30 protein-coding genes are annotated in these 26,430 nt (G+C 68.9%); 15 read left to right on the forward strand and 15 right to left on the reverse strand.

Translation table 11 applies throughout. The features are described 5' to 3' along the window. Positions 1-111: 111 nt before the first annotated feature. The 3 genes from Q0R63_RS09940 to Q0R63_RS09950 form a co-directional block, all read right to left on the reverse strand. Positions 112-1,176: a glycosyltransferase family 4 protein gene (locus Q0R63_RS09940; RefSeq protein WP_295696863.1), complete on the reverse strand. Its 1,065-nt coding sequence runs from the start codon at positions 1,174-1,176 to the stop codon at positions 112-114. Positions 1,177-1,931: 755 nt separating this feature from the next. Next, positions 1,932-2,255, reverse strand: coding sequence for a hypothetical protein (locus Q0R63_RS09945; protein ID WP_295696864.1), 324 nt, complete (start codon positions 2,253-2,255; stop codon positions 1,932-1,934). Positions 2,256-2,505: 250 nt separating this feature from the next. Continuing rightward, positions 2,506-3,381 carry an NAD(P)-dependent oxidoreductase gene (locus Q0R63_RS09950; protein WP_295696866.1) on the reverse strand — a complete coding sequence of 292 codons (876 nt, stop codon included), beginning with the start codon at positions 3,379-3,381 and terminating at the stop codon, positions 2,506-2,508. A gap of 145 nt (positions 3,382-3,526) precedes the next feature. Here Q0R63_RS09950 and Q0R63_RS09955 point away from each other — a divergent pair, with 145 nt between their 5' ends. The 4 genes from Q0R63_RS09955 (at position 3,527) to Q0R63_RS09970 (ending at position 7,381) form a co-directional block, all read left to right on the forward strand. Then, positions 3,527-4,594, forward strand: a complete 1,068-nt coding sequence (locus tag Q0R63_RS09955) for an LLM class flavin-dependent oxidoreductase (RefSeq protein ID WP_295696868.1) — start codon at positions 3,527-3,529, stop codon at positions 4,592-4,594. Beyond that, positions 4,594-5,094, forward strand: coding sequence for an SRPBCC family protein (locus Q0R63_RS09960; RefSeq protein WP_295696869.1), 501 nt, complete (start codon positions 4,594-4,596; stop codon positions 5,092-5,094). The genes Q0R63_RS09955 and Q0R63_RS09960 overlap by 1 nt, the downstream gene beginning before the upstream one ends. Before the next feature lie 184 nt (positions 5,095-5,278). Further along, complete coding sequence (locus Q0R63_RS09965) at positions 5,279-6,436, forward strand: glycosyltransferase family 4 protein (RefSeq protein WP_295696870.1); 1,158 nt, start codon at positions 5,279-5,281, stop codon at positions 6,434-6,436. A 21-nt stretch (positions 6,437-6,457) separates the two neighbouring features. After that, positions 6,458-7,381, forward strand: coding sequence for a DMT family transporter (locus Q0R63_RS09970; protein ID WP_295696871.1), 924 nt, complete (start codon positions 6,458-6,460; stop codon positions 7,379-7,381). Between the two features lie 59 nt (positions 7,382-7,440). Here the strand turns inward: Q0R63_RS09970 and soxR are convergent, their stop codons facing one another. After that, entirely contained in the window at positions 7,441-7,914 is a 474-nt protein-coding gene (gene soxR, locus Q0R63_RS09975) for a redox-sensitive transcriptional activator SoxR (RefSeq protein WP_295696872.1), read from the reverse strand. Between the two features lie 83 nt (positions 7,915-7,997). Here soxR and Q0R63_RS09980 point away from each other — a divergent pair, with 83 nt between their 5' ends. Both Q0R63_RS09980 and Q0R63_RS09985 read left to right on the forward strand, forming a co-directional pair. Continuing rightward, on the forward strand, positions 7,998-8,732 hold the full coding sequence (locus Q0R63_RS09980) for an SDR family oxidoreductase (protein WP_295696874.1): 735 nt from the start codon (positions 7,998-8,000) through the stop codon (positions 8,730-8,732). A gap of 1 nt (position 8,733) precedes the next feature. Next, on the forward strand, positions 8,734-9,837 hold the full coding sequence (locus tag Q0R63_RS09985; RefSeq protein WP_295696876.1) for an S-adenosylmethionine:tRNA ribosyltransferase-isomerase: 1,104 nt from the start codon (positions 8,734-8,736) through the stop codon (positions 9,835-9,837). Between the two features lie 22 nt (positions 9,838-9,859). Here Q0R63_RS09985 and Q0R63_RS09990 read toward each other — a convergent pair whose 3' ends face one another. From Q0R63_RS09990 to Q0R63_RS10000, 3 genes are read right to left on the reverse strand one after another with little or no spacing between them, the layout of a single operon-like run. Further along, positions 9,860-10,795 carry a carbohydrate ABC transporter permease gene (locus Q0R63_RS09990; RefSeq protein ID WP_295696878.1) on the reverse strand — a complete coding sequence of 312 codons (936 nt, stop codon included), beginning with the start codon at positions 10,793-10,795 and terminating at the stop codon, positions 9,860-9,862. Further along, on the reverse strand, positions 10,792-11,745 hold the full coding sequence (locus Q0R63_RS09995) for a sugar ABC transporter permease (protein WP_295696889.1): 954 nt from the start codon (positions 11,743-11,745) through the stop codon (positions 10,792-10,794). The genes Q0R63_RS09990 and Q0R63_RS09995 overlap by 4 nt, the downstream gene beginning before the upstream one ends. 2 nt (positions 11,746-11,747) lie before the next feature. Next, positions 11,748-13,103 (reverse strand): ABC transporter substrate-binding protein, encoded by a 1,356-nt coding sequence (locus tag Q0R63_RS10000; RefSeq protein WP_295696891.1) that lies wholly within the window; start codon positions 13,101-13,103, stop codon positions 11,748-11,750. A gap of 282 nt (positions 13,104-13,385) precedes the next feature. Between Q0R63_RS10000 and Q0R63_RS10005 the strand changes: the two genes are divergently transcribed. Continuing rightward, positions 13,386-15,392, forward strand: a complete 2,007-nt coding sequence (locus Q0R63_RS10005; protein ID WP_295696892.1) for a beta-galactosidase — start codon at positions 13,386-13,388, stop codon at positions 15,390-15,392. Positions 15,393-15,397: 5 nt separating this feature from the next. Then, positions 15,398-16,189: a DeoR/GlpR family DNA-binding transcription regulator gene (locus tag Q0R63_RS10010; protein WP_295696893.1), complete on the forward strand. Its 792-nt coding sequence runs from the start codon at positions 15,398-15,400 to the stop codon at positions 16,187-16,189. A gap of 105 nt (positions 16,190-16,294) precedes the next feature. Here Q0R63_RS10010 and Q0R63_RS10015 read toward each other — a convergent pair whose 3' ends face one another. After that, a complete protein-coding gene (locus Q0R63_RS10015; RefSeq protein WP_295696895.1) occupies positions 16,295-17,833 on the reverse strand; it encodes a long-chain fatty acid--CoA ligase in 1,539 nt (512 codons plus the stop codon). 161 nt (positions 17,834-17,994) lie between these two features. Here Q0R63_RS10015 and Q0R63_RS10020 point away from each other — a divergent pair, with 161 nt between their 5' ends. Then, on the forward strand, positions 17,995-18,270 hold the full coding sequence (locus Q0R63_RS10020) for a type II toxin-antitoxin system prevent-host-death family antitoxin (protein ID WP_366521100.1): 276 nt from the start codon (positions 17,995-17,997) through the stop codon (positions 18,268-18,270). Further along, on the forward strand, positions 18,267-18,839 hold the full coding sequence (locus Q0R63_RS10025; protein ID WP_295696897.1) for a hypothetical protein: 573 nt from the start codon (positions 18,267-18,269) through the stop codon (positions 18,837-18,839). The genes Q0R63_RS10020 and Q0R63_RS10025 overlap by 4 nt, the downstream gene beginning before the upstream one ends. 92 nt (positions 18,840-18,931) lie before the next feature. Here Q0R63_RS10025 and Q0R63_RS10030 read toward each other — a convergent pair whose 3' ends face one another. Then, positions 18,932-19,372: an SRPBCC family protein gene (locus tag Q0R63_RS10030; protein ID WP_295696899.1), complete on the reverse strand. Its 441-nt coding sequence runs from the start codon at positions 19,370-19,372 to the stop codon at positions 18,932-18,934. A 113-nt stretch (positions 19,373-19,485) separates the two neighbouring features. After that, on the reverse strand, positions 19,486-19,869 hold the full coding sequence (locus tag Q0R63_RS10035; protein ID WP_295696900.1) for an HAD family hydrolase: 384 nt from the start codon (positions 19,867-19,869) through the stop codon (positions 19,486-19,488). A 264-nt stretch (positions 19,870-20,133) separates the two neighbouring features. Here Q0R63_RS10035 and Q0R63_RS10040 point away from each other — a divergent pair, with 264 nt between their 5' ends. Continuing rightward, positions 20,134-20,337, forward strand: a complete 204-nt coding sequence (locus tag Q0R63_RS10040) for an antitoxin MazE family protein (RefSeq protein ID WP_295696902.1) — start codon at positions 20,134-20,136, stop codon at positions 20,335-20,337. Between the two features lie 416 nt (positions 20,338-20,753). Continuing rightward, on the forward strand, positions 20,754-21,284 hold the full coding sequence (locus Q0R63_RS10045; protein WP_295696904.1) for an N-acetyltransferase: 531 nt from the start codon (positions 20,754-20,756) through the stop codon (positions 21,282-21,284). Between the two features lie 98 nt (positions 21,285-21,382). Here the strand turns inward: Q0R63_RS10045 and Q0R63_RS10050 are convergent, their stop codons facing one another. Both Q0R63_RS10050 and Q0R63_RS10055 read right to left on the reverse strand, forming a co-directional pair. Continuing rightward, on the reverse strand, positions 21,383-21,946 hold the full coding sequence (locus tag Q0R63_RS10050) for a carbonic anhydrase (protein WP_295696905.1): 564 nt from the start codon (positions 21,944-21,946) through the stop codon (positions 21,383-21,385). Positions 21,947-21,957: 11 nt separating this feature from the next. Further along, on the reverse strand, positions 21,958-23,025 hold the full coding sequence (locus Q0R63_RS10055) for an NmrA family NAD(P)-binding protein (protein ID WP_295696908.1): 1,068 nt from the start codon (positions 23,023-23,025) through the stop codon (positions 21,958-21,960). A gap of 50 nt (positions 23,026-23,075) precedes the next feature. On the opposite strand from Q0R63_RS10055, the gene Q0R63_RS10060 reads away from it, so the two are divergent. From Q0R63_RS10060 to Q0R63_RS10070, 3 genes are all read left to right on the forward strand, one after another. Next, positions 23,076-24,014 carry a LysR family transcriptional regulator gene (locus Q0R63_RS10060; protein WP_295696910.1) on the forward strand — a complete coding sequence of 313 codons (939 nt, stop codon included), beginning with the start codon at positions 23,076-23,078 and terminating at the stop codon, positions 24,012-24,014. A gap of 411 nt (positions 24,015-24,425) precedes the next feature. Then, positions 24,426-24,707 carry a type II toxin-antitoxin system RelE/ParE family toxin gene (locus Q0R63_RS10065; RefSeq protein ID WP_295696911.1) on the forward strand — a complete coding sequence of 94 codons (282 nt, stop codon included), beginning with the start codon at positions 24,426-24,428 and terminating at the stop codon, positions 24,705-24,707. Positions 24,708-24,722: 15 nt separating this feature from the next. Then, entirely contained in the window at positions 24,723-25,016 is a 294-nt protein-coding gene (locus Q0R63_RS10070) for a HigA family addiction module antitoxin (RefSeq protein WP_295696913.1), read from the forward strand. An 88-nt stretch (positions 25,017-25,104) separates the two neighbouring features. Here Q0R63_RS10070 and Q0R63_RS10075 read toward each other — a convergent pair whose 3' ends face one another. The 3 genes from Q0R63_RS10075 to Q0R63_RS10085 all read right to left on the reverse strand — a co-directional run bounded on the left by Q0R63_RS10075 (position 25,105) and on the right by Q0R63_RS10085 (position 26,380). Then, entirely contained in the window at positions 25,105-25,578 is a 474-nt protein-coding gene (locus tag Q0R63_RS10075; RefSeq protein WP_295696915.1) for a hypothetical protein, read from the reverse strand. A gap of 126 nt (positions 25,579-25,704) precedes the next feature. Next, positions 25,705-25,848, reverse strand: coding sequence for a hypothetical protein (locus Q0R63_RS10080; RefSeq protein WP_295696917.1), 144 nt, complete (start codon positions 25,846-25,848; stop codon positions 25,705-25,707). 28 nt (positions 25,849-25,876) lie between these two features. After that, a complete protein-coding gene (locus tag Q0R63_RS10085) occupies positions 25,877-26,380 on the reverse strand; it encodes a phosphotransferase (RefSeq protein WP_295696919.1) in 504 nt (167 codons plus the stop codon). Between the last annotated feature and the right edge of the window lie 50 nt (positions 26,381-26,430).

The following is a 26,430-nucleotide window of genomic DNA, read 5'->3' on the forward strand; positions in this document are numbered from 1 at the left end:
CCGTCGCCCACCCCCGGTGCAGCCTCAGTGCCCTTCCTGACGGAGCCGACGGGCCGTGGTCGACGACCAGGTCCGCTCGTGATGTGACAGGGCCCCTGGCCGACGTGGCTGTCAACTGGCAGAACCTGATCGCGTCGACGCCCGGGGCGATGGCCCTCGGCCGGCTCCCCGAGGATCGGGATGAGCGTGAAGCTGGTCGAGGACGGGTGCCATCCGGTCGACGACATGGGACCACAGCATGTGGTCGGTGACGCGTTGCCTCCCGGCGGCTCCCATGCGGGCGGCCGTTGCGAGCTCGGTCAGCAGGTGGCTGAGGGCGTCGGCCAGCTCGTCCACGTCCACGGCTGGGACGTCTGGGGGCTCGTCACCTGCCGCGTCAGTGGCCGTGGATGCGGGTCCGGTCCGGGCCGGGTTCTTGTCCCAGCCGACCATGGTCCCGGTGACACCGTCCAGGACGATCTCGGGGATCCCGCAGGACCGCGTCGTGACACACGGCAGGCTGTGGGCCATCGCCTCCAGGATCACGAACCCGTAGGGCTCGAACGTCGACGGCAGACACATCACGTGGGCGGCGGCATACAGCGCCGACATCTCCTCCCGGCCCTGGACCCGGCCGATCACCTCGACCCCCGGTTGAGGGGCGATGGCGTGAGGGGTCCCGACGATCCGCAGCCTTGCCTGCGGGACGCGCTGCCGCACGATGGCGAACGCCTCCAGCAGCTGAGGCCCGCCCTTGCGGACGAAGTCGTTCCCCACGAACAGCACCGTCGGAGGCAGCTCAGCCGGTCGCGGCCCGACCTCGGAGGGCAGTTCCTCGAAGTTCAGACCCGCCCCCACGACCGTGACCCGCTCCGGGGCGACCTTGTAGTCATCGACCAGGCAGACCCGCGTCTCGTCGGAGAACGCGAACAGGTGTCGAGCCGCGCGGTACTGACGCCGTTCCCGCTTGTACCAACGGCGCAGCGCAGCCCCCCGCAAAGGGTTCCAGTCCGGCCACTGCTGCGCGGACTGCCGGTGGGTGCAGTCGATGTAGATGACGGTGCGCGGGTCGGCCACCTCGAACAGAGCATGGATCTGGAAGACCACCTCAAACCGCTCCCCGATGCCACGCAATGCCTTCGCCGCATTCCGGGACCGCAGCCACGCCGACAGCTCGCTCTTGTAGAACCGCTCCACCCACCCACGCCCGACGCGACGGCCGGAACGTGACGACCGCCGACATCAACCGCTGCACCTGCGACAGCTCCGCATCCACCTCACCGACCAACGCATACCGCGCACCCAGAGCGGCGAGCAGGAACGGACCGAACCCATCCCCCCGACCCGCCATGACCAACCGCGGGGTATCGGGCGAGGTGAGCTTGCTGGGACTGCCAGAAGAGTTGGACACAACTTCTTCCCTGAGTGTAGGTCAGGGCTTTCGGCCGCCCTCTGGACGAAGAACGTGCGAGTCCAGAACTCTGGACATAGGCGGCAGGTCGGTCAGCCATGTTGTTGTCTTGCAACGGTTTTCGCGCCTCCCCGATGCTGGAGGTGCAGCGGTAGGTGAGAAGAACGCTGTGAGCTTTGGAGGTCCAATCCTTGCCCGCGACTTGCCTTGACTCCTCGACATGAGAGCCGGCAAGCCGTTGACCTGCAGCGATACAACCCGGCCCGGCCAGAATGACGGTGTCCGCGGCCTGCTCCGATTGCGTGAATTTTCTCACCATGTCCAGAGTTCTGGAGTCTGGCGGGACCCTTTCGAGACGTATGACAGGGTCTCACGCAAACATGTCGTTGACGCAAAGATTTTAAGCGGTGCCCCGGGCGACCAGGACATTATCGACGTAGGTGCGAACAGCTTGCGGTCGAGCCCCAGCAAGAATCACAGCACGGTCCTTTTCGATCCTCACTACGTGCTTTTCGGCAGCACCAAGAAGCGGCACCAGTTCTCAGGCGCGCTTCAAAGAAAACATCCAAATCTCCCGGATGACGGGCGCGTCACCGACAGCAAGTCTCATAGTCCCCCAAAACTTGTTGAACTCAAAGTCCACCCGATGACTCTCAACGTTCCCTACGTCGAAGGTCATATTCATGGGTCTCGATCTCACCCCTGAGGCTAAGGCTGTGAATGAGACCAGAAGCATGAGGCCAACGAGGATCCAGCGCCTGCCCAGGACGGCGGTGCCAAGCGTGAAGATGACGAAGACAATGAGGGGAACTGTTCGCCAGACCCCTGTCCACGCTGGCTGTCGACGTGAGTCGTATTCGCTCACTTCCGCGACCTTTCCTTGAGCGAAGGCAAGACTTTGCCGCCTCGTTACCGGTCCCAGGGCAAACCCGTCCCCGGACCGGCGACGTCCAGATCGGCGCCCCTTCAGGGCCCCACCGGCAACAGTGCGGTATGCCGCTCCGGTCAGCCAAACATACAGATGACGCTTGCGGTGGCGGCATACCGGGACATTGTGGGGCAGCGGGCGGAGGCGCAGGCCACGGTCGCGGGGGTGCGAGCGGCAGCCGACGGACCTAGCCGACCTCGTCGCGCCAGGAGTGCTCCGGCTCGAACCCGAGCACCGACCGCGCCTTGTCGATCGAGAGCATCGTGTCGTGCTCGCCGAGGTCGCCGCGGACCTCGACACCCGGGAACACCGCAGCGACGAGCTCGGCATTGGGCCGGCCCATGACGGTGTCGGCGTTCGCGATGATGAAGACGTCCATGCCGGGCTCGCCGTACCCCAACGCGCGCCGAACGGCCTGGGCGCCGTCACGCGCGTCGATGTAGCCCCAGAGGTTCCACTTGCGCAACATCGGGTCGGCGTCGTAGGACGGGAACTGTTGGTAGTCATGGGGTTCCATCACGTTGGAGAACCGCAGCCCGATCATCGTCAGCTCCGGGTCCCACCGGCACAGCTGGGCGGCCATCGTCTCCTCGAGGGTCTTCGTCAGCGAGTAGGTCGACTCGGGCCGCGGCGGATAGGCCTCGTCGACCGGGATGTAGGGCGGCGGCGTGTCGAAGGGGAGCCCGAGCACGGTCTCGCTCGAGGCCCAGACGATGGTCTTCACACCGGCCCGACGTGCTGCCGTGAACACGTTGTAGGTCGTGTTCATGTTGTTGGCGAACGTCGCGTGGTCACCGATGATGCCTGGCGCGGGCACCGCAGCGAGGTGCACCACCGCGTCGATGTGGTCGTAGCGCTCCTCGACCCCGAGCATCGCGTCGAGCACCTGGGCGTAGTCCGTCAGGTCCAACGGCACGACAGTCACGGCCTGCTCGACCTCGTCCGCCAACCCGGCCGGACGGACCCTGTCGAAGACCACGACGTCCCACTCGTGCGCGACGAGGTCCGTCACGACCGCCCGCCCCAGCTTGCCGGCGCCGCCGGTGACCACCACTCGTGCCATTGCAACCCACATCCTCGTGATCGGCCCCGGCCAGCTCTTGGCCACACCACCCTCTCACCCGGCTGCGGACGCCCCACCCCCGGTAGCCTGCAGTCGGGTTCGAGTCGAGTCCCCGGGGTGAGTCCGAAGGAGGTGGCAGCAAACGATGCACGTGGCCGCCATGATCGACCCGCACGCCGACGGCGCCGCGGAGTTCGCCCGGGCGGCAGAGCGCATCGGCGTCCGCTCGCTGTGGGTGCCGGAGGTGTGGGGCTACGACGCCCTGACCGGTCTGGCCTTCCTCGCCGCCCACACCACGACGATCGGGCTCGGGACGTTCGTCGTCCAGCTCGGCTCCCGCAGCCCGGCGCTGCTCGCCACCTCCGCCCTCAGCCTCGAGCAGCTGTCGGGCGGACGGTTCTCCCTCGGCATCGGCGTGTCCGGCCCGGCGGTGATGGAAGGGTGGCACGGCGTGCGCTTCGCCCGGCCGGTGCAGACCACCCGCGAGACGATCGAGATCCTGCGGATCGTCAGCCGCGGTGAGCGGTTGGTGCACGACGGCGAGGTCTACCCCCTCCCGCTCCCGGACAGCAGGGGCCGCCCCATCCGCCCGGCCACCGCCCCCGCCCACGTCCCGGTATACGTCGCGGCGATGGGGCCGGCCAACCTCCGGCTGACCGGCGAGCTCGCCGACGGCTGGCTCGGCAACGCGTTCCTGCCGGAGTCGGCCGAGGCGTTCTTCGGTCCGCTCCGCGAGGGGGCCGCGCGATCGGGCCGCACCCTCGCCGACCTCGACCTCGTCGCCCCCGTCGCGCTCGAGGTGGCGACGGACGAGGCGGACGCTGCAACCCGCGGACGACGACACGCCGACGGCTACGCCTTCACCATCGGCGCGATGGGCACCGGCGGCACGAGAGGCACGAATTTTTACAGCGAAGCGTGCGCCCGACTCGGGTTCGCCGACGAGGTGGCCGAGGTGGCCCGGCTCTGGGCCGCCGGTGACCGGACGGCCGCCGCTGCGGCCGTCCCGCTCGAGCTGGGCACCCATACCAACCTCGTCGGCACGCCGGAGCAGCTCGCCGCCCGGGTCGAGGTCTACCGGGCCGCGGGCATCACGACCCTGCTGGCCAAGCTCGAGGGCCCGTATGCCGCCCAGCTCACCGCCCTCGAGCTGCTCGTCCAGCTCGTCCAGCTCGCTGGCGACCCTGCACCCGACACCGAAGGCGGACCCTGATGCGCTACCGCGACTGTCCCACCGTCGAGGTGACGAGGCGCGTCGAGGCGACACCGGCGGCCGCCTGGGCCGTCGTCTCCGACATCACCGTCCCCGCGCGGTTCTCGCCCGAGCTGCAGTCAGTTGCCTGGGTGGGCGAGGGAACCGGCCTCACGGTGGGCCGCCGGTTCCGCGGGACGAACAGCAACGCGATGCTCGGCGAGTGGACCACCGAGTGCCAGGTCGTCGAGGTCGAGGAGGGCCGACGCTGGGTGTGGGAGGTCGAGAACGGCTCGGGGTCGCCGAGCGCCACCTGGGGCTTCGAGGTCGAGCCGACCAGCACCGGAGCGCTCGTGCGGCAGTGGGGGCGGATGGGCCCGGCGCCGTCGGGGCTCACCGCAGCCATCGTCGCCATGCCCGCCAAGGAGGCGCGCATCGTGGCCGGCCGGATCGAGGAGTGGCGTGCCGGCATGACCGCCACCCTCGACGGCATCGCGGAGCTGCTGGCCGGCCGCGGTTGACCACACGGTGCCGCGGCTGACCCCTCTGCGGCGGGGACGGAAAGTGGTGGTCGCGGCCGGCTGGGCGCGCCGAGAACCCCCCGGGGGGCCGCGAGGGGCCGCAGTCTGACCTAGGCTGTCACTCTATGTGTCGTCAACGGGGGCTCCAGCGCGCCAGCGCCCGTTCCCGGGGACGGGGCGCCCGGTGAAGATCGCCCACGTCACGGATTTCTACCTCCCCCGGCTCGGCGGCATCGAGATGCACGTCAGCGAGCTCTCGGGACGCCAACGCGCCCTCGGGCACGAGGTCGCGATCCTCACCAGCTCGCCCGGTCGGTGCGCGCACGAGGCCTACGTCCACCGGGTGACCGACGCCTATCGACGACCCCATGCGCTCCACCCGCTGGCCGTCCGGGCCGGCGTCGCGGAGCTCGAGCGGCTGGCGCCCGACGTCGTCCACGCCCACCTCGGCGTGGGGTCACCGCTGGCCTTCTTCCTCGCGCGGGCGGCGGCGCGACGCGGCATACCGACCGTCGTCACCGTCCACTCGATGTGGGCCGGGGTCCGGCCCATCATGCGCACGATGGACGTCCTCGGGGGCTGGTCCGACCTGCCCATCACCTGGACCGCGGTCAGCCGCGCCGCCGCGCAACCCGTGGCCAACATCCTTCCCGCAGGCACCCAGATCCACATCCTCGCCAACGGCATCGAGCAAGAGGAGTGGCGGCGGCCCGCACCGGTCGAGACGCCCGGTGAGATCACCCTCGTCGCCGTGATGCGGCTCGCGCGCCGCAAGCGGCCCATCGCGCTGCTGAAGATGGTGCGACAGGCGCAGCAGGCGCTCGAGGAGCAGGGCGACCCGACCCGCCTGCGGCTCGTGGTCGCGGGGGACGGGCCACGGCGAGAGGCGATGGAGGGCTGGATCCGGCGCCACGGGATGCAGGACAGCGTCTCGCTGCTCGGCCGCCTCGAGCGGGGCGCGGTCCACGACCTCCTCGGACGCTCTCACGCCTTCCTCGCCCCGGCCGATCTCGAGTCCTTCGGGATCGCCGCCCTCGAGGCCCGCTGCTCCGGCCTGCCCGTCATCGCCAAGGCGCAGGGCGGGGTCGGGGAGTTCGTCCGGCACGAGCAGGAGGGCCTGCTCGTGGACTCCGACGCCGACATGGTCGACGCGATCGTCCGGCTTGCGAGAGACCCTCAGCTGCGCCGCTCCATCGCCGCCCACAACCGCACCCAAGCCTGCCCCGTGGCGTGGGCGCCGCTGCTGGCGGCGACGGATGCGGCATACGCGCTCGCGACGAAGGCGGCTCACGACCGCCGCGGGGCCGACCCCCTCACGGCGGTCGCCGCGGTGACCCGGTGACCCGCGTGAACAGGTGACGACGTGAACTTCGCCGCGGTCCTCATGGCGTCCATCGGCTCTGCCGCGTTCTTCTCCCTCGCCACCGCGCTCAAGCACCGCAGCGCGGGCCAGATGCCCCACATGGAGCACCTCAGCCCGAAGAACATCGCCAACTACATCTGGGCCACGCTCCGGCACCCGCTCTATCTGGGGGGCATCGGCTCCGACGTCTTCGGGCTCGGCCTGCAGGTGTATGCCCTCCACATCGGCCCGCTGTCCGTGGTCCAGCCGTTGCTCGTCAGCTCGGTCCTCTTCAGCCTCATCGTGTCGCACTGGATCGCCGGCACCCGGGTGAGCAAGCGCGAGATCGCGCTCGGTTCGGTGCTCGTCGTGGCGGTCGCAGGGTTCCTCCTCGTGTCCGGCGCCTTCGAGATCCGCGAGGGCCGGACGCACTTCTGGTCGACCGTCATCGCCTCGGCCGTCGCGGTGCTGATCGTCGTGGGCTGCGTCATCGGCGCGCGTCGCGCCAGTCACCAACCCTTGGGAGCGCGACGGGCGGCGGCCCTGCTGGGCATCGCCGCGGGCACGATCTACGCCTGCACGGCGGCCCTCATCAAGTCCTGCACCCACGTCCTGCAGCTGCACGGCCCGGTAGGCCTGCTCACGACCTGGCAGCCCTACGTGCTCATCATCGCCGGCGCGACCGGCCTCTTCCTCGCCCAGATGGCCTTCCAGGCGGGTCCGCTCGCCGCGAGCCTGCCGGCGACAGCGACCACCGACCCGCTGGCGAGCGTCGCCCTCGGGCTCGTCATCTTCCACGAGCGGCTTCACAACGACCCGCTCAGCGTCATCGCGTCCCTCATCTGCCTCGGCGCGATGACGACGGCGGTGGTGCACCTGAGCCGGGTCCGGGCCCAGGTCGAGGACACGAACTCCGCAGCCGCGCACCATCAGCGGACTCCCTAGCGGCGCTTGCCCCCCGCCCCCTCCCCGCCCCGCCCACCCTTCTTGCTGAGGTCGTGGGGTTACTGCGTGACAGAGATCCGGCGCAGCGCCGGGGCGAGGTATGCCGCCCCGGGTGCCCCTGGGGAGGTGGCCGCCCCGTCTCTCGGGTTGGAGATCGCGCACCGCTGCAACGACAGGCAGCCGCAGCCGATGCAGGAGTCCAGGCCGTCCCGCATCTGCTGCAGCGCCGCGATCTGCTCGTCGAGCCGGGAGCGCCAGTGCCGCGTGATCCGTTGCCAGTCAGCCTTGGTCGGCGTGCGACCGCTCGGCAACCGGTCGAGCTCCTCGCGGATCTCGTCGAGGGACAGGCCGACATTGCTCGCCGCCCGGATGAAGGCCAGCCGACGCAGCACGCCGCGCTGATAGCGGCGCTGCCCACCCGAGCTGCGGGTGGCGTCGATGAGGCCCTGGCTCTCGTAGTAGCGCAGCGCCGAGGCCGCGAACCCGCTTCGGTGGGCGACCTCGCTCACGGCCAGCACATCGTGCGCGTCCATGACCCGCCCCTCACTATGCTTGACTTCAAGTTGAGTTGAACTTGAAGGATGGCAGACATCACCCCCTCAGACAAGGAGATGCGATGCCTGTCGCACTGATCACCGGTGGGTCCGCAGGACTGGGGCTCGCCCTCACCACCACCCTCGCCGCCGACGGCTGGAGCGTCGTCACCGACGGCCGTTCGGCCGACCGTCTGCGGGACGCCCTCGGCGCCACCCCCGGCGTCATGACGATCCCCGGTGACGTCGCCGACCCGGACCACCGCGTCGCCCTGGCCGCGGCCGTCCGGACACTGGGGCGGCTCGACCTGCTCGTGCACGGGGCCAGCACCCTGGGGCCGCTGCCCATGCGCGCGCTGCGCGACCTGGAGCCCGCTGACCTGACGCGCGTCTGGGAGGTCAACGCCGCCGCTCCGCTCGCCCTCACCCGGCTGCTGCTCCCCAGCCTGCAGCACTCCCGCGGGGTCATCCTGTCCATGTCGTCCGACGCGGCGGTGGAGAACTACGGCACCTGGGGTGCCTACGGCGCGACCAAGGCGGCACTCGACCACCTCACCCTCACCCTCGCGGCCGAGGAGGCGGTCACCGCGTATGCCGTCGACCCGGGTGACATGCGGACCGGCATGCACCAGGACGCCTTCCCGGGCGACGACATCTCCGACCGGCCGCTGCCGGAGACGGTCGTGCCGCACCTGTTGGCGCTGGTGCGCCGACGCCCACCGAGCGGTCGCCACCGGGCGGTCGACGTGCCGATCTCCGACGAGCCGGTCTCCGACGTGGCAATCCTCGAACCGGTCGCCGGCAGGACGGGGATCTGACGTGCCCCTCCTCACCGGGCACCCCACCACGCGGTTCGCGGCGCCGGGCAGCAGCGTCGCCCCCGCGCCCGCTGAGTACCGCGGAGTAGCCCGGGACGGCGTGCGTCTGCTCGCGGCGCGGCCGGGCGGCCTCGCCCACACCACGTTCCGCCATCTGGCCGACCACCTCGACGCCGGAGATGTCGTCGTGGTCAACAACTCCCAGACGGTGGCCGCGGCGTGGGACGCCCGGTCGGACGTGCGCGGCCCGGTCGTGCTGCACGCCGCGACCCCGCTCGACGACGGCACCTGGGTGGTCGAGCTGCGGACGGCTCCGGATGCCGCCCGCGCCGTGCTCGACGGACGACCGGGCGAACGCCTGACCTTCGGCCACCTCGAGGTGGTGCTCCTCGCGCCCTACCCGGAGGACGGGTCCTCCCCCACCGGAGCCGGCAACCGGCTCTGGAAGGCCTCGGTCCGGCCATCGCGCGACGACCTCGCGGCACACCTGCTCCGGCACGGTCGCCCCATCGCCTACGGCTACCTCGACCGGCGCTACCCGCTCGCCGACTACCAGACCGTCTTCGGGACCCGCCCGGGCAGCGCCGAGATGCCTTCTGCCGCCCGGCCGTTCACCCCCGCGATCGTCACCGAGCTGGTCTCGCACGGGGTCGCCATCGCACCCATCACCCTCCACACGGGGGTGTCCTCCCAGGAGGCAGGAGAGGCACCGCTGGCCGAGCGCTTCGAGGTCACCGACTCCACCGCCCGCCTCGTCAACGCCGCGCGTGCCGGCGGCAGCAGGGTCGTCGCGGTCGGCACCACCGTCACCCGCGCCCTCGAGTCTGCGGTCCTCGACAACGGCCTCCTCGTGGCCCGGTCGGGGTGGACCACCCGGGTCGTCACTCCTGCCGACCCGCCACGCGTCGTCACCGGTCTCGTCACCGGCTGGCACGACCCGCAGGCCTCGCACCTGCTGCTCGTCGAGGCCGTGGCGGGGGCGGCGCTGACCCAACGGGCCTACGACGCCGCCACGGCCGGGGGCTACCTCTGGCACGAGTTCGGTGACGCAGCACTGCTGCTGCCCGATCTGACGGACAGCAGCAGTGCGGCATACCCGACCTGACCGGCTCGAGCCCGGGTGAGGCTCACCCCTTGGTCGCGCCGAGCGTCAGACCGGAGACGAACTGCTTCTGGAGGGCGAAGAAGACGATGAGCGTCGGAAGGGCCACGAGCACCGAGCCGGCGGCGACGAGGTTGTTGTCGGTGAAGAACTGACCACGTAGGTTGTTGAGCGAGCTCGTCACCGGATACTTGTCACCCGACGAGAGCAGCACCGTGGCCCAGAAGAACTCGTTGTAGATCCAGGTCACCTCGAGCGTGGCGAGAGCCGCGAGCGGCGGGCGGCAGAGCGGCAGGGTCAGCTGGAAGAACTGCCGGGTGACGCTGGCGCCGTCGACGACGGCCGACTCGTAGAGCTCGCGGGGCAACGTCTTCATGTAGTTGCTGAGGACGAAGGCGCAGAAGCCGGTCTGGAAGGCGACGTTGACGGCGATGAGGCCGTAGTAGCTGTTGAGCAGCGTGCCGGAGTCACTGATCCAGTAGGGCACGTTGATGGCCTTGAACATCCGGAACACCGGGATGAGCAGCGCCTGCGGCGGCAGGAGGTTGGCCGCCGTGAAGAGCCCGAGCAGCGCCAGGTTGAACTTGAAGTTGAACCGGGAGACGACGAAGGCGATGCAGCACGAGAGGAACAGTGTGAGGAGCACGGCCGGGATGGTGATCATCGCCGAGTTCGCCAGCGTGTGCGCGAAGTTCGCCTGCTGATAGGCCTGCACGTAGTTCTGGATGGTGAACCCGCCGAAGGACACGTAGCCGTGTTGCGCCGTGTAGGAGTAGTCGCGGAACGAGCTGACGACGGCGAAGAAGACGGGGAAGAGCCAGACCAGGGCCATCACGATGAGGAACGCCTGCAGGCCCACCCGGCCCGCGGTCATCGGCCGCTTCTGGGCGGTCTGGCCCTTGCCCGGACCTGGGCTCTTGCGGGTCTTGGCGTCCTGGGGGGTAACGGTGGTGGCGGTCATCGCTGGTCCCTCATGACGATCCTCAGATAGATGACGATGAATACGGACGAGATGAGCAGCATGAACGTCGCGAGGGCCGAGCCGAAGCCGATCCGGCTCGCCTCCCCGACGATGTTCTGGGTCACGAGGGTCGAGATGAGCTCGAGCCCGTTGCGGCCCTTGTTGATGATCCAGACGAGGTCGAACGCGCGCAGCGACTCGATGACGCTCACGACGAGAACGATGATGTTGATCGGTCGCATGACCGGGAACACGATCTTGAAGAACGTCGTCCGCTCGTTGGCCCCGTCCACTTTCGCGGCCTCGCGCAACGACGGGTCGACGCCCTTCAGGCCCGCCAGATACAGCAGCATGATGTAGCCGGTCTGCCGCCAGCTGGACGCCACGAGAGCAGCGCCGAGGTTGTAGCGCTGGTCGCCGTACCAGTCGATCGAGCTGCCGGTGACGGCGTTGAGCAGGCCTTGGTCCTTGCTGTAGATCAGCTGCCAGATGAAGCCGATGAGGGCGAGGGAGAGCACGACCGGGAGGTAGAAGGCGGTCTGGTAGATCCGGCCACCCTTCATCTCCCGGTCGAGGAGCACCGCGAGGAAGACCCCCAACGGGGTGGCGATGAGGAACGTCACCGCCAGCCAGATGAGGTTGTGCTGCACCGCCGGCCAGAACGGCGGGTATATCGAGACGACGTTCTGATAGTTCGTCAGCCCGATGAACTTCGCCGAGCTGATGCTACCGATGCCGTTCCAGTTGGTGAACGACAGCAGCACCGAACCCACGGCGGGGAACCAGACCAGGGCAACCACCAAGAACGTCGGGATGATGATCATCAGGGCTACGACGACACGGTCGACGCCGTTCAGCTGGTCGATCCCGCGGTAGCGGGAGCGCCTCGGCTGCTTGGAGCGCGGGGGCTTCTCGGTGGTGTCGGCGGGCAGCGCCACGGGAGCAGTCATGGTCAGCTCGTGAAGATGGTGAGCTTTTGCTTCTGGATGGATTTCACCAGGCCATCGATGTCGTCGGGCGACTTGATGAAGCTCTGGATGGCCGGGATCATCACCGTGGAGGCGAAGTCGGGGCGTGTGTCGCGGTCCATGAACTGGGCGATCGACTTGGCGGACTTGACGAACTCCGCCGACTTCTTCTGAAGGGCGGTGTATCCCGTCTGGTCGGCCTTGTCGCTCGTCGCGATGACGCTGGGATCGGCCTTGACGGCGAGGTTCTGGGCGTCGGCGGAGCCGAGGTAGCCCAGCAGCTTCTTGGCGCCCGCCTCGTTCTTGAGCTTCGCGGCCAGCATGTAGCCGTCGATCGGCGCCTCGATCGCGTCGCTGCCGACGGTGGAGTCGACCTCCGGGAAGTTGAAGAAGTCGAGGTCGTCCTGCTCGGCGCCCTTGGTGAACTGCTGGGCCACGAAGGCGCCGAGCACATACATGCCGGACTTCTTCTGCTGGAGGCTCTGGGCGGCCTCCTGCCAGGTGCGTCCGAGCGAGTCGGTCTGGTGCAGCGGGAGGATGCCCTTCCAGGTGTCGAAGACCTTCTTGACCTTGGCGCCGCTCCAGTCCTCCTTGCCGGCCATCAGGCTGACGTGGAACGCGTAGCCGTTGACGCGCAGGTTGAGCTGGTCGAACGTGCCCATCGCGGGCCAGCCGTCCTTGTCGCCGAACGCGATCGGGATGAGGCCATCCGCCTTCATCTTGGTCCCGAGGGTGTTGAGCTCGTCGAGGGTCTTCGGGATCTGGTAGCCCTTCGCGGCGAAGACGCTCTTGCGGTAGAAGATGGCCCACGGGTAGTACGTCGAAGGCATGAAGTACTGCTTGCCGTCGTCGCCCGTCGACGCGGTCTTGAGGGCGGCGCTCATGTCGGTCTTGCTGCCCCACAAGTCGCTGACATCGGTCGCGAGCCCCTGCGCGGCGAAGAACCGCATGCGGTAGCCGGAGAACCAGGTCCAGACGTCGTCGGGAGCGCCCTGGAGGTAGTTGTTGATGTTTTCCTGGAAGGTGTTGTGGTCGATCGTGTTGATCTTGACCGACAGCCCAGTGTTGGCCTTGGCGAAGGCGTCCATGACCGCCTGGACAGCGGCCTTCGGCACGGCGTCCGACTGGTTGGACCCGAGGGTGACCGTGCCGGTCGCGGAGGCGGCACCCGATCCGGTGCCGGTACTCGTGCTGCTGCTGCAGGCGGCCAGCGCACCGGGGACCGCGAGCAACGACCCCGCGCCGACGGCGCCGCGCAGCAGACTCCGCCGGGAGAACGCGCCCTGTGAGGCGGGGACCAGACGGGCGAGGTACTCGGCCTCGGTCGAGGGGCGGGGCATGGTGATCTCCTTCGTCGTTGAATGAGCGTGGCGCGTCGGCAGACGAGTCAGAGGGCGACACGATCCACCAGAAACGACCACTTCCGCACCGAAGGATGACTCTGCCAGCGCGTCGTGTCAAGCACACGAGGGCAATTCTCGGCATGGCGTGTCCGAACCGAGACCGTTTGCTGGCAACGAATCCCGACGAGTCGGCCTGTCGTGGTCAACCTCCCACGGGCGCCTCGGGGCCCATGTTGCTTTCTGTTGACTTTCAGCAGGATCACCTCCACGATGGCGCCCATGCGTTCGTGGCCCGAGGATCGTGTCGCGTTCGGCGGCGACTACAACCCCGAACAGTGGCCCCGTAACACCTGGACCGACGACATCGAGCTGATGCGTCGGGCACAGGTGTCCTTCGTGACCCTGGGGGTCTTCTCCTGGTCGTGGCTCGAGCCGGCCAAGGGGGAGTACGAGTTCGACTGGCTCGACGAGATCATGGACCGGCTCGCCGAGGCCGACATCGCCGTCGACCTCGCGACCGGCACCGCCACGCCACCACCATGGTTCTCGCTGGCCCATCCCCAGGTCCTCCCCGTCGACCACGACGGGCACACCCTCTGGGCCGGCAGCCGGCAGGCGTGGTGCCCCAGCTCCCCGGTCTACCGAGAGTACGCGCTCGCCCTGACCACCCAACTGGCACAACGGTTTCACGAGCATCCCGCCCTGGCGATGTGGCACGTCTCCAACGAGTACGCGTGTCACAACCTGCCCTGCTACTGCGACACCTGCGCGGGAGCGTTCCGGGTCTGGGCGGAGCGCCGCTACGGCGACCTCGAGCGCCTCAACGACGCGTGGGGCACGGCCTTCTGGAGCCAGCGCTACACCGCGTGGGAGCAGATCCTGCCCCCGCGCCGGACTACGAGCTTTGCGAACCCGACCCACCAGCTCGACTACCACCGCTTCGGATCCGACACGCTGCTCGACTTCTTCCGCGCCGAGAAGCAGGTCCTCGGCACCCTCTCCCCCGGCGTGCCCGTCACGACGAACTTCATGACGACGACGGCGTTCCGGCTGCTCGACTACCACCAGTGGGCACCGCACCAGGACGTGGTGTCCACCGACCACTACCTGCTCGAGTCGCTGCCCGACCCGCGGGCCGAGCTGTCGTTCAGCGCCGACCTCACCCGCGGGATCGCCGGCGGGCGCCCGTGGCTGCTGATGGAGCACTCGACGTCGGCGGTCAACTGGCAGCCGGTCAACCGCGCCAAGGCCCCCGGCCAGACCCTGCGGGACAGCCTCGTGCACGTCGCCCGGGGCGCCGACACCCTCGGCTTCTTCCAGTGGCGCCAGTCGCTCTCGGGGTCGGAGGAGTTCCACTCGGCGCTCGTGCCCCACGCCGGGCCCGACAGCGCGCGCTTCCGCGAGGTCTGCGCTCTCGGCGAGGTCGCCGAGCGGTTCGGTGAGCTGGTGGGCAGCACGGTCGAGGCGCGGGTCGCGCTGCTGTGGGACTACCAGGCCGGCTGGGCAGCCAACGGACCGGCCATGCCTTCCCAGCTGCTCGACTACCCCCTGACCGGCCGGCTCCTGCACGCGGCCCTGCGGCGACGCGGCGTGACCTCGGACATCGTGCACCCGAGCGCCGACCTCGCGGCATACGACCTGATCGTGGTGCCCACCCTCTATCTGGTGAGCGACGAGCACGCACAGGCGATCTCGCACGCGGCAGAGGCCGGGGCGCATGTCCTCGTGACCATGTTCAGCGGCATCGCCGACGGCGACGACCACGTGCGACTCGGCGGATATCCCGGTGCCTTCCGCGACCTGCTCGGCGTCCGCGTCGAGGAGTTCTTCCCCCTGCCCGAGGGGGAGACGGTCGCCCTCGATGCCGGGGTTGCTGGACGCGGCGGCGGCGAGGGGCGCATCTGGAGCGAGGACCTGTATGCCGTGGACGCGGAGGTCACGCACCGCTACGCCTCCGGCCCGCTGCGCAGCCGGCCGGCAGCGACCCGTCGCGTGGTCGGGTCCGGCACCGCGTCCTACCTCAGCACCCTCCCCGACGAGGAGAGCCTCGACGGCCTCCTCGGCGACCTGCTCGAGGCCGCTGGAGTCACCCCGGCCGCCGTGGTCCCACCGGGGGTCGAGGTGGTCCGGCGCCGGAGCGGCGAGCGGTCCTGGCTCTTCCTCGTCAACGACACCGACGAGCCGCAGCAGGTCGCGGTCACCGGCCACGACCTCGTCTCGGACACCGCGGTCAGCGGCTCCCACACCCTGGCGCCCGGCGGCGTCGCCGTCGTCCGAGAGGGCTGAGCACCATGCTCGCGAGCCAGCGCCGCACGGCGATCCTCGGCCTCGTCGAGGAGTCCGGAGCGGTACGCGTCTCGGAGCTCGTGGAACGGTTGAGCGTCTCGGACATGACCATCCGGCGCGACATCGAGCACCTCGCCCGCGAGGGTCGGATCGAGCGCGTCCACGGTGGAGCGCTGGCGGTCGGTGGGGCCAGTGCCCACGAGCCCGGATTCCTCGCGAAGTCGTCGCTCATGACGAGCCAGAAGAGGGCGATCGCCGAGCACGCCGCCACCCTCGTGGAGCCCGGCTCGGCCATCGCCATCTCGGCGGGGACCACGACCTACGAGCTCGCCCGCTGCCTGCGCGCCGTTCCCGACATCACCGTCGTGACCAACTCGGTGCCGGTCGCGCAGCTGCTCCACGAGTCGAGCACACCCGGTCAGACGGTGGTGCTCACCGGCGGGCTCCGCACTCCCTCGGACGCGCTCGTGGGACCGGTCGCGGTTGGTGCCCTGCGCACGCTGCACGTCGACCGGCTCTTCCTGGGGGTGCACGGCATCGACCTCCACGCCGGGCTGACCACACCCAACCTCGTCGAGGCCGAGACCAACCGCGCCATGATCGCCTCCGCGCGACAGACGATCATCATGGCCGACCACACCAAGTGGGGGGTCGTCGGCCTCAGCACCATCGTCGACCTCGAGGAGATCGACCTCCTCATCACGGACAGCGGCCTGTCGTCCCGCGCCCGCACCACCCTCGCCGACACCGTCACGCAGCTGGTCGTCGTCAGCGCCGGGCGGCGACAGCAGGCCTGACCCGCACGCCGATCCGACACCACGGCTCGTTCTTTCCACTCCCACCAGGGATCGGGTGGAGATGACCCTGCCCTGACGTGGTCACGTCCACCCGATCCTGAGGGCTCAGGCGGAGGCGACCGACGGCATACCGGCGTCCCGCAGCTCCTTCTTGAGGATCTTGCCGCTCGGCCCCTTCGGCAGCTCCTCGATGAATCGCACCTCACGGGGATACTTGTAGGCGGCCATGTGCTCGCGGCAGAAGGCGATGATCTCGTCGGCGGTGGCGCTCGCCCCGGGCTCGAGGGCGACGACCGCGACGACCTCCTCGCCGAGGCGCTGGTCCGGCTTGCCGATGACGGCGGCCTCGGCGATCGCAGGGTGGGTGTAGAGCACCTCCTCGACCTCCCGGGGGTAGACGTTGTAGCCGCCGCGGATGACGAGGTCCTTGCTGCGGTCGACGATGAAGACGTAGTCGTCCTCGTCCTGGTAACCGAGGTCCCCGGTGTGGAACCAGCCCCCGCGGAACGCCTCGGCCGTCTCTTCGGGGCGCCCCAGGTAACCCTTCATCACGACGTGGCCGCGCACGACGATCTCGCCGATGTGCTCCGCGCCACGAGGGATCGTCACGTCGTCGTGGTCGACGACGCGGACCTCGACACCCCACTGCGGCTTGCCGATCGAGAGGATCCGTCGCTCCTCGGCGCTCTTGTTGAAGGTGCAGACCGCTCCGGTCTCGGACATCCCGAACCCCTCGAGGACGACGATGTCGAACTTCTCCTCGAACGCCCGCAGGATGTCGCCGGGCAGCGACGCCCCACCGGAGATCGCGACGCGCAGCGAGCTGACGTCGCGGCCGGTCAGGTCCTGGGCCAGCAACGCCTGCAGCATGGTCGGGACCCCGAGCACGACGGTCACCCGGTCGCGCTCGATCGCGTCGAGCACGGCGCCCGCCTCGAAGCGCGGCACGACCGAGAGGATCCCGCCGAAGCGGATGTTGGTGTTGAGCACCGCGGCCAGACCGAAGACGTGGAAGAAGGGCAGCACCGCGAGCGCGACGTCCACCTCCGACGCCCCGAAGGTGCTCCCACCGACGGACGCGCCCATGAACATCCCGAAGTGGGTGAGCTCGGCGCCCTTGGGGTGACCGGTCGTCCCGCTCGTGTAGATGATGCAGGCCGTGTCGTCGGCGTTGGTGGGGGCGACCTCGTCGTCGGGGTCAGGGTCGGTCGCCAGGAGAGAGGCGAAGGGCGAGAACCCTTCCGGCAGTGGGGTCCCCGGCACCGGCACGACGACCAGCGGGACGTCGCCGGCACCTCGCACGGCCTGCTCGAGGAAGCCCATGAAGGTGATGAGGAGCGATGAGCCCGAGTCCTGCAGGTGGTAGGCGATCTCCGGCCCCTTGAGCAGGGGGTTGAGCGGCACCATCGTCATCCCGGCCTTGAGGATGCCGAACCAGGCGATGACGAACTCCGGCAGGTTGGGCACCTGCACCGCGACGACGGCGCCGTGGCCGAGACCGCGCGCCCGCAGGCCGACGGCGCACCGCGTCGAGGCCGCGTCGAGCTGGGCGTAGGTCATCGACCCGCTCGCAAAACGCAGCACGTCCCGGTCGGGATGGGACTTCGCCGACTCGCGCAGGATGGTGGCCAGGTTGAAGCTCACGGGCTGAAGATCCTCCATGTCGAAGCCGAGTCGTATACCGCGAATTTTACTCCGCGGCATACTGCTCGGGATCGGCGCACCCGAGGCCGGGAGCTCTTGGTCCTTCGGCCGGCAGGTGCCGATCCGCGAACAGTGGTCTGGCGCAGCATGGGACGTGGCACTTGGGTACACCAAGTCGGACGGCAAGGGCCTATGCCTGTCACAGCAAGCGAGGCCCGCAAGAACCTTTCCCGCTCATCGAGCAGGTCAACGAGGACCGGACCCCGGTCGAGATCATCTCCCGTCGTGGCGACGCGGTCCTGATGTCCCGCGCGGACTACGACGCACTCGAAGAGACAGCCCACCTCTTGCGGGTCCCAGCGAACGCTCGCTACCTGCTGGAGAGCCTGCCGCAGGCCCCGTCGGAGCAGCGGGACGAGCAAGATCTGGAGCGATGAGGCTGGTCTTCACCCCGAACGGGCGGGCGGACGACACGCACTGGCTGGCAGCTGACCGGAAGACACTCACACGGATCAACCGGTTCGTTGACGACGCCCTGCGCGACCTGGTCTGCGAATTTCTCGGCGGCGTTCTGGGCGATCAGGTCTCGTTCGAGGAGCCAGTCGACGGCGCGGCGCCGGGCTCGGACGTCGCGGAGGGCGTGCTACGGCGAGATCAGCTCGGGAAGTTGCTCGTGGAGCTGGTTCTCGAACCGACGGAACGCTCCCGGCCCCTGAAGCGCCCTGGCCAGGCGTCGTCCAGCCGCACCGTCACTGAGGCCCTCAGCGAGGTCGACCATGTCCTGGTACCAGACGTCCGACGGGATCGATTCGATGGGAATGAGGTCCAGCTCGTCGATCTCGACGGGGTTCTCGCCATCGATGCCTGTGTCGCTCGTCCAGAACGCGACCTGGCCCGTGCGCGGGTCGAGCAGCCATCGGTGCTCGTGGTGCGTCTGATCCGCGAGAGCGGTGGCGATCTCGTCAACGTCGATCCCGCCCAGGTCCAGCATCCACTCAGGCGGTAGCCCGAGCCGGAGGTCCTGAAAGCACCGGTTGCACGGCTCCGCGGCTGACGCCCAGCCCGCGGCGGAGCGACGCGGGCGACCGGCGTTGGGTGTCAGCCGCGTTCGAGCAATGCCTGGAGCCGGGAGAGGTCCTGACTCGTCGCCCGTCGGATGGCGCGTTCCATCACGGGCGCGACGATGTGGGAGAAACCGGTGGGGTTGCCGCGGTTACCAAGCGTCATCCGGGTCTGTTCCGTTCCGGTCGATTCCCACGTGTAGGTGGTCTCCATCGGGAAGGGGCCGTCCGTGGTGCGCATCACCAGCCGGCGCTCGGGGTCGAGCTCGACGACCTCATAGGTGTAGGCCAGACGCCGTCCGAGGAACTGGGCGACGAAGTCCAGCCGAGAGCCCACAGCGACCGGTGGAGGTGTCTTCCAGGTCACCGATCGGATGTTGGCGTACCACAGCGGCGCATTGGTCGGGTCGCCGGCGAAGGTCGCGACGTCCGCGACCGGTCGCCCGATCGTCGTCTCCACCTGAACGTCAACGGTCATGGTGGCAATCTTCCTCCGTGGCGGCGCCGTCGGAGTCATTGCGGCGGCGAAGGGTCCCCCCTGGACCATCCGTCGTCGCCACGGGCGTCGGGCAAGGACCTGCGCCGTCGCTGTCAGCGACACCGCCTCGAGGTCGGCCGCATCGTTGCGCGACAGGGGCCACCGGTGCGGTTGATCCAGGCGGTCCGTAGACCGGCCTGGTGCGCGCCGCGGATGTCCCACGGGCGGTCGGCCACGAGCATCGCCTGGGCTCCGGGGACTCGGCAGGCCTGTATCGCGTAGCGGAAGGCCGACGCCGCCGGCTTCCGTGCGGGGGCGTGCTGGGCGGACAGCAGCCGTTCGAAGGGGTTGCGCGGCCGGCGGCGTTCCGGAAGCCCTCGGGCGACGGTGGCGGCGCCGTTGCTGAGGGTGACCAGGGGCGGGCCGAGGCCGTGGAGGGCGCGGATACCGTTCGCCACGTCGGCGTGGAGCGGGAGCTGCGCGAACCCGGACAGCACGTGGCTGGTGGCGTCGTCGACATCGGGAGCGCACCGAGCGAGTCGCTGGCGAGGGCGGCGAAGGAGGGGTTGGCTCCGGTGACGGTCAGGGCGAATCCGTCCCTGAGCAGCCCGGCTAACCACGACGCCGCAAGGTGCCCCGGTAACCCCCGTCCTCGAATAGCGCTGGGACGACATGGCGGTATGCCGCAGGTTTCGCGCGGGTTGATCGTGACTGCCCGGGTCGTCCTTGCTTGGCGTGGCCGTTACATGTGACGTACCCCTATGGCCGTGAGGGACAGGGTCAATGCGTACGGGGCCCGGATGCGGGCCCAGGGGCTGTGCCCGGCCCAGATCTGGGTCCCCGATGTCCGCTCGCCAGATTTTGCCGCTGAGGCTCACCGCCAGTCGGCCCTCGTTGCAGCAGCTGGCGGCACCAGTGACGACATGGACTTCGTTGAGGCAATCTCAGACGATCGAGACGCATGAGGCGCGGGGACATCGTCAGCGTCGCAGGCGGTGCCTACGCAACCAAGCCGCGGCCCGCCCTGATCGTCCCCGATGACCACGGTTCGAAGGAGCAATGCCGGCACAGTCGTTGGGAAACTCGAGGCAACGACGTTGGTCGAGTTTGAGAGGCGACTCCTCGTGTTCCTCGGCTTCGGCGCCTGATCCGCGCGAGGCGCGCCCTCGCGCGGCGATATGACGGAGATTCTGGCGCCCAGCGGTTGACTGCTGGGTGAACCGCGACGACGACGTTCGCAGCTCCGTGCGCCTCCGCCGGTGCCGACTTCGTGAGCTCGACCCCACGTCGACCGTGTTTGTCCGCCATCAGGGGCCGGGGCGACCTAGACGGACCGCCAAAACCAGTGGCCCGCGCTCTGGCGTTCCGCGAGGCTGCTTTCATGTCCGTGCGCACTCCCGACTTCCTGGATGCTGCCGCTGCTGTCAGGGCGGCCGACGCCGCCGACGTCATCCCGATCCACGCCCTCGCGGTCGACAACGCCATGTTCGCTCCCGACGACATGGCCGGGTTCGCCGAGATGCTTCAGGGCTACCTGGACGGCTCCCTCGACCAGCATCGCTGGATCGTCGCCGACGACCCCGCCGATCGGGTCGTGGGCGCGGCCTACTACGCCCCCGAGCCGTTCGCTGACCGCCTCTGGAACCTGTACTTCCTCGCCGTGCACCCAGGAGAGCACCGCAAAGGTATCGGCACCCTTCTGACCTCCCACGTCGAAGAGTCGTTGCGCAACGCCGGTAGTCAGGTCGCCCGCGTGCTGATCGTCGAGACATCCAGCACCGACGAATACCAAGCCGCCCGACGCTTCTACGAGCGCGACGGCTTTGACCGTGAGGCTCGTGTCCGAGAGTTCTACGGTCCAGGCGATCACAAGATCGTCTACTGGAAGTCGCTTGTGGAGACGGGTGACTGAGCAACCGCCGCTTCGGTGACACAGCTGCGTCGCTGGCGTCGCTGGCTGGTCCTGGATGTCAGCCCATCGGGTACGGGCATGTGGTCGGGAGAGGGTGCTTACGTCGTCGGGTCGGTGATGCGCACTCGGCCGGTGTCCAGGTCGTGCACCATCCCGACGACGATGAACTGCGGCGCGAGCGTCCTGTTCAGTTGTGCCACGTCGCCGGCGACAGCGGCGTTGGGGTCGGTGACGTTCCGGGACTCGACGTCGTCGACATCGATCCCGAAGTAGGTGGCGAGCAGGTCGGGGTGGTCCCCGAGTCGGGTGATGCCGCAGTCGGTGTGCTGGAGCACGACGAACGTCCAGGTGTCGGCGGGACTTGGCGCTGCGGGCTGATCGGGGGCGTCGGCGCGGGTGATCATCTGCAGCATGGCCATGGTTTGCATGACTGCGGGTGTCACGCGGCCGCCGACGTTGCGGATCACGGCGGCGTCGCCTTCGCGCAGGTCCAGGATGCGGGCCGGGTCGACGCGAGGGTCGACGCAGCTGAGGATCACCGTGCGCTGCTTGGGCGTGATAGACAGTGGTCCGGGGACGCCGTGTTCGAGATAGCGGGCGTTGCCCTCCAGGAGCGCCGACTGTTGGCTCGGGCTCGGGGTGGCAGCGGGTTCGGTGGTCATGTGGCGACCTTTCAGGTTGTCTGGGGCTCCGGCTGGGCATGGCGGTGTTGCCAGTCGGGGCTGTCGATGGACAGGGCGGGGTGGGCCAGCTGGGGGAGCTGGAGGGCTCGGGCCTGCCGTTCAGCGTTCGGTGTGGGTGTGATTCCGATGCGGAGGAACCGCAAGATGGTGCGGGCCACCAGTGCGGGCGTCCGGGCGGCGAAGGGCATGGCCGCGTAGCGGGCTGCGGTGACTGCGAAGGGTTCCGCTGGTGTGCCGGTCAGGGTGGCGACGTCGTCGGTGGGCGCGCCGATCGCGAAGGTGCCGCGACGGTGCTCGGCGAAATAATGCCCGATGTTGAGGAGCTCTATCGGGCTCACCCCGGACAGCTTCGCCGCCCGAAGGAACATCCACACCGGCAGGTCGATGTGGCGTACAGGCCGGTCCAGGACATGGCCGATGACTGCCGCCATCTGGGCTGCGTCGAGGAGCTCGGGACCGGTGGGCCGGTACGTTCGGCCCGCGTGTCTATTCGGGTCGGTCAGTGCGGTCACGGCGACGCGGGCGATGTCCTGGTTCGATGGTGGCGCGTTACTGCTGCTGCCGGTGGGGCTAGGGAACAGGCCCAGGTGGGCAGCGAAGTTGATCGTCTGGAGGTAGCTGTCGGCGAAGTAGCCCGGGTTGAGGCACGTCTTGGCCACATCGGGCAGGGTCCACAAGATCTGGTCGACCAGGTGGTGCTGGCGAGTGGTGGGTGACGGGCTGACGGGGTTGGCCAGCCACTGGGTGAGCCAGACCAGTGACTCCAGGTCCGACTCGCGGGCAGCGGAAGCGAACGCGGCGGCGGAGTCGAGCATGTGGGCGTGCCACGGCGGCACGAAGTAGGCCCGTCGGACACCGCGCAGGGCTTCGCTGACGCTGGTGGCATCGAACAGGTCGCCGACGACGATGTCCGCGCCGCGCCGCCGTAACCGCTCGCTGCGGCCGTCGCGGGCGCGCACCAGTGCTCGCACGCGGGCGCCCCGGTCGAGCAGCAACTCCGCGACGGCTCCGCCGGTGCGTCCGGTCGCTCCGGTCACCAGGATTGTCGGGCTGGTCATGATGTTCTCGTCCTCTCGGTGGTGATGGGTCGAAGGGTGCGCTGCGGCGTATGCCGGCACGCCCGGCATACGCTGTGGCGGTGGAGATCCGGCAGCTGCGCTACTTCGTCGTGGTGGCCGAGGAGCTGAGTTTCACCAACGCCGCCCGCCGGATCCCGGTGGCGGTCAGTGCCCTCTCCACTCAGGTCCGCAAGCTGGAGTCCGAGCTGGGGCGGGTCCTGCTGAACCGCACGACTCACTCCGTGGAGCTGACCGCGGCCGGTCAGGCGTTCCTCACCGTCGCGGTGGACGTCCTGGACCGCCTCGACCGCGGGGCGGCCGAGATCAAGCTGTCGGCGCCCACCCGCACGCTGCGCCTGGGGGTGGTCGAGGAGGGCCTGGCCGAGCTGACCGGGCCGGTCATCGACGCCTTCCGGGCGGCCTACCCACTGATCGAGTTGGACGTGCGGCCCTGCACGGCAGCCTCGCTGTTCGAGCGTCCAGGTGAGGTCGACGTGCTGTTCTGGGTCCACCCCGAACCACCGTTGCCGGGTTGGATGTTCACGCCGGTACTGGAGTCCGACGCGGTGGCGGTCCTCGGCGTCGGCCATCCCTTGGCGGGCCGGGCGCAGTTGCAGGCCAGGGAGATCATCGACTCGACGTTCGTGGGCGTTCCCGACCAGGCCCGGCCCTGGTTCGTCCGGCACTACCTGGAGGACCAGCGTGGCGGGCCGCCCCGAGCCCTGTCGACAGCCGTAGTGCGCGACGTGCCTGGTGGCCAGGGACTGGTCTCCCTGGACGGTGCGGTGATGGTGCAACCCGCGGCCAAGCTGCGCTACTTCAACCGCCCCGACATCGTCGCCATCCCCCTCGTTGACATAGCAGCGTTCCCCCTGGGCATCGCCGCCCCCTACGGCGGCCGACGCGCCGGTGTCGGTGACCTCGTCGCTACCGCCCGGCAGGTGGCGGCGACCTTCCCGCTGCCCACCGACACCAGGGCCGTGCCCTAAGTCGGGGCTTGTGAATGACATGCCTCAAGTGAAACCGTCCGCGTGAGCCACGGAAACGGCGCACTGGAGAACTCGGTATGCGCACATCGAGAACGCCGTCGGAGAACGACCTGCCCGGCCGCTCGGGACGGCCCAGTTCGATCACCGGCTCGATGTGAACGACGCAGCCTCCGGGCGCGTCGCCCAAGTGCCCGGCCACCAATCGGTGCTGCGGTCCGCACGATCGGCAAAGCGGCCCACCATCACTACCCCGACGAAGTCGCATAACTCTGTTCGCGCAGAAGCACACGGCCACTACGCGGTGACAGGACGCTTGCCGCACTCGCGGCGAAGTGAGGCAGACTCGGGCACCGCTGTCTCCTCTCGTCGACGCATTGGACACGACATAACGCGACGCGTTATGCTTCCAGGGTGATCCGGTCGTTCGGCAACACCATGACCGAGCGCCTCTGGTCGCGAGAACGCGCCAAGAAGCTCGACCCGCGGATCGAGCGAACCGCCCTACGGAAACTCGTCATCGTGGATGCCGCCGAGACCCTCGATGACTTGGAGGTCCCGCCCGGCAACCGGCTCGAAGCCCTGCGCGGGGACCGGACCGGTCAACACAGCATTCGCATCAATCAGCAGTGGCGGGCCTGCTTCACCTGGACACCCGCCGGACCCGAGAACGTCGAGATCGTCGACTACCACTGACCAAGGAGGAACACGATGACGCTCATTTCGCCGATCCACCCCGGGGAGGTCCTCCTCGAGGACTTCCTTGCTCCGTTGGGGGTGACCCAGCACCACCTGGCGATCTCCATCAGCGTCCCGCCACGCCGAATCAACGAGATCGTCCACGGGAAGCGCCGGATCAGCGCCGACACCGCACTGCGGATGGCCCGCTACTTCGGTACCAGCGACCGGTTCTGGCTCAACCTCCAGACCCGCTACGACCTCGAACTCGAGAAGGACCATCTCGGCGCCGTCCTGGAACAAATCCAACCTCTCCAGAGCGCCTGACCACCCGCGCGCTACGCGGCGGTGTGACGCGAGTAAGAACGCGCGCTTATGCCGGCGTCTGAGTTGCCCTAAGATCTTTCGATCAAGCTCAGCGCGTTCGATCCGGGTAATGGGAGACCTCCTCGTCCCATTGCCCGGCTGCGGCGGTGAGCTGGGCACGACTGACCTCGAGGTCGAGAACGTACGGGTCACCAGCACGCCAGTGGGCACGATCCCTGTGGAACTCAAGGTCAAGCTCGACACGCACGAGGACCGCACCGTCCACCGCGGCGAAGGAGAACGCCAGGTTCGGCTCCGTGAACTCCAACCGGGGCGGGTACCTCGCAGCTGACTCGCGCCCTTCGAGGAGGTCGGCCGCGAGGTCCCGGAGCCAGTGCCCGAGGAGTGGCGACTCGGAACACCACAGCGCGGGCCACTTGAAGGGCCACGACACGTCGCCTTGAGTCGCGGTGCCACGGACGACGTGCCAGCTGTAGCGCATTCGAGGATCCTCGGCATCGGGGAACTGGTAACCCACCACACTCAGCTCAAGACCGTTCCCATTCGCCCCCTCCAGCTTCATGCCTGCATGGTCTCAGTTCTCGAACCACGCACCCTCATCCCGCGGAGAAAGGGACTGATCGCGGCGGAGGGACCCGGCCGCTACGCGGCGAAAGGACGCAGTCTTCCACCGCCAGGTCTTGACGCATTATCGGGCGCCGATCGCCTCCACACGGTCGAGGCAGTAGGTGGTGATGGCGGCCCGGGTCGCTGCGAGTCGGTCGAGCTCCGGGCTCGGCGGTGCACTCAGGTGCTCGAACGGCATGGTCGACAGTGCGGTGAACAAGGCCATCTGCAACGCATGCAGCCGGGCGAGCCGGTCAGGCTTGTTCGGCCCACCCCTCGGCGGCGAGGCCTTCCGCGTAGGCGGGGACGATGTGGGCGTCGATGAGGTCGAGGTCGTCGACTGACCTCCGGCCGATCTGCACGTCTCCCAGCAACAGCTGGCCGAGGTCGAAGCCGAGTGGGAGCGGCTTCCAGAAGCCGAAGTCGATGAGCACGAACTCGTCGCGACGGTCGGTCCCCAGCAGGTTGTTCGGGCAGGCATCCCCGTGGCCGACCCCGTGAGGTGCGGCTGCCAGCTCCTGGAACCAGGCCGGCACGTCGTCCAGGGTGTCAAGCATCCGCTGCCGCAGCCTGTCGCCGAAGGTCCGGGCGATGAGCGGATGCGTCCACAGGGCGTCGTCTCGGAGCATCGGGACGACCTGACGCTCGAAGCGGCCACTCTCGTAGTCGAGGACCGACCATCGGTGGTCGTCGATCTGGGCCAGAGGCGCCACGCGGGGGCTGGCGGCGAGTCGGCCGAGAGGTTCTGCCGAACCCACGGGCTCAATTTCAATAAGCTGATGGGGAACATTGGCCCAGAATATCACCA

Source organism: Lapillicoccus sp. (assembly GCF_025353065.1).
Taxonomy (GTDB): Bacteria; Actinomycetota; Actinomycetes; order Actinomycetales; family Dermatophilaceae; genus Lapillicoccus.

Bases quoted from the DNA above. Each gene is read 5' to 3' on its own strand.
- Q0R63_RS09950 (WP_295696866.1), bottom strand. From the start codon at position 3,381: ATGGCACGAGTGGTGGTCACCGGCGGCGCCGGCAAGCTGGGGCGGGCG.
- Q0R63_RS09955 (WP_295696868.1), top strand. From the start codon at position 3,527: ATGCACGTGGCCGCCATGATCGACCCGCACGCCGACGGCGCCGCGGAG.
- Q0R63_RS09960 (WP_295696869.1), top strand. From the start codon at position 4,594: ATGCGCTACCGCGACTGTCCCACCGTCGAGGTGACGAGGCGCGTCGAG.
- soxR (WP_295696872.1), bottom strand. From the start codon at position 7,914: ATGGACGCGCACGATGTGCTGGCCGTGAGCGAGGTCGCCCACCGAAGC.
- Q0R63_RS09980 (WP_295696874.1), top strand. From the start codon at position 7,998: ATGCCTGTCGCACTGATCACCGGTGGGTCCGCAGGACTGGGGCTCGCC.
- Q0R63_RS09990 (WP_295696878.1), bottom strand. From the start codon at position 10,795: ATGACCGCCACCACCGTTACCCCCCAGGACGCCAAGACCCGCAAGAGC.
- Q0R63_RS09995 (WP_295696889.1), bottom strand. From the start codon at position 11,745: ATGACTGCTCCCGTGGCGCTGCCCGCCGACACCACCGAGAAGCCCCCG.
- Q0R63_RS10000 (WP_295696891.1), bottom strand. From the start codon at position 13,103: ATGCCCCGCCCCTCGACCGAGGCCGAGTACCTCGCCCGTCTGGTCCCC.
- Q0R63_RS10005 (WP_295696892.1), top strand. From the start codon at position 13,386: ATGCGTTCGTGGCCCGAGGATCGTGTCGCGTTCGGCGGCGACTACAAC.
- Q0R63_RS10010 (WP_295696893.1), top strand. From the start codon at position 15,398: ATGCTCGCGAGCCAGCGCCGCACGGCGATCCTCGGCCTCGTCGAGGAG.
- Q0R63_RS10025 (WP_295696897.1), top strand. From the start codon at position 18,267: ATGAGGCTGGTCTTCACCCCGAACGGGCGGGCGGACGACACGCACTGG.
- Q0R63_RS10030 (WP_295696899.1), bottom strand. From the start codon at position 19,372: ATGACCGTTGACGTTCAGGTGGAGACGACGATCGGGCGACCGGTCGCG.
- Q0R63_RS10040 (WP_295696902.1), top strand. From the start codon at position 20,134: ATGGCCGTGAGGGACAGGGTCAATGCGTACGGGGCCCGGATGCGGGCC.
- Q0R63_RS10045 (WP_295696904.1), top strand. From the start codon at position 20,754: ATGTCCGTGCGCACTCCCGACTTCCTGGATGCTGCCGCTGCTGTCAGG.
- Q0R63_RS10050 (WP_295696905.1), bottom strand. From the start codon at position 21,946: ATGACCACCGAACCCGCTGCCACCCCGAGCCCGAGCCAACAGTCGGCG.
- Q0R63_RS10055 (WP_295696908.1), bottom strand. From the start codon at position 23,025: ATGACCAGCCCGACAATCCTGGTGACCGGAGCGACCGGACGCACCGGC.
- Q0R63_RS10060 (WP_295696910.1), top strand. From the start codon at position 23,076: ATGCCGGCACGCCCGGCATACGCTGTGGCGGTGGAGATCCGGCAGCTG.
- Q0R63_RS10070 (WP_295696913.1), top strand. From the start codon at position 24,723: ATGACGCTCATTTCGCCGATCCACCCCGGGGAGGTCCTCCTCGAGGAC.
- Q0R63_RS10075 (WP_295696915.1), bottom strand. From the start codon at position 25,578: ATGAAGCTGGAGGGGGCGAATGGGAACGGTCTTGAGCTGAGTGTGGTG.
- Q0R63_RS10080 (WP_295696917.1), bottom strand. From the start codon at position 25,848: ATGGCCTTGTTCACCGCACTGTCGACCATGCCGTTCGAGCACCTGAGT.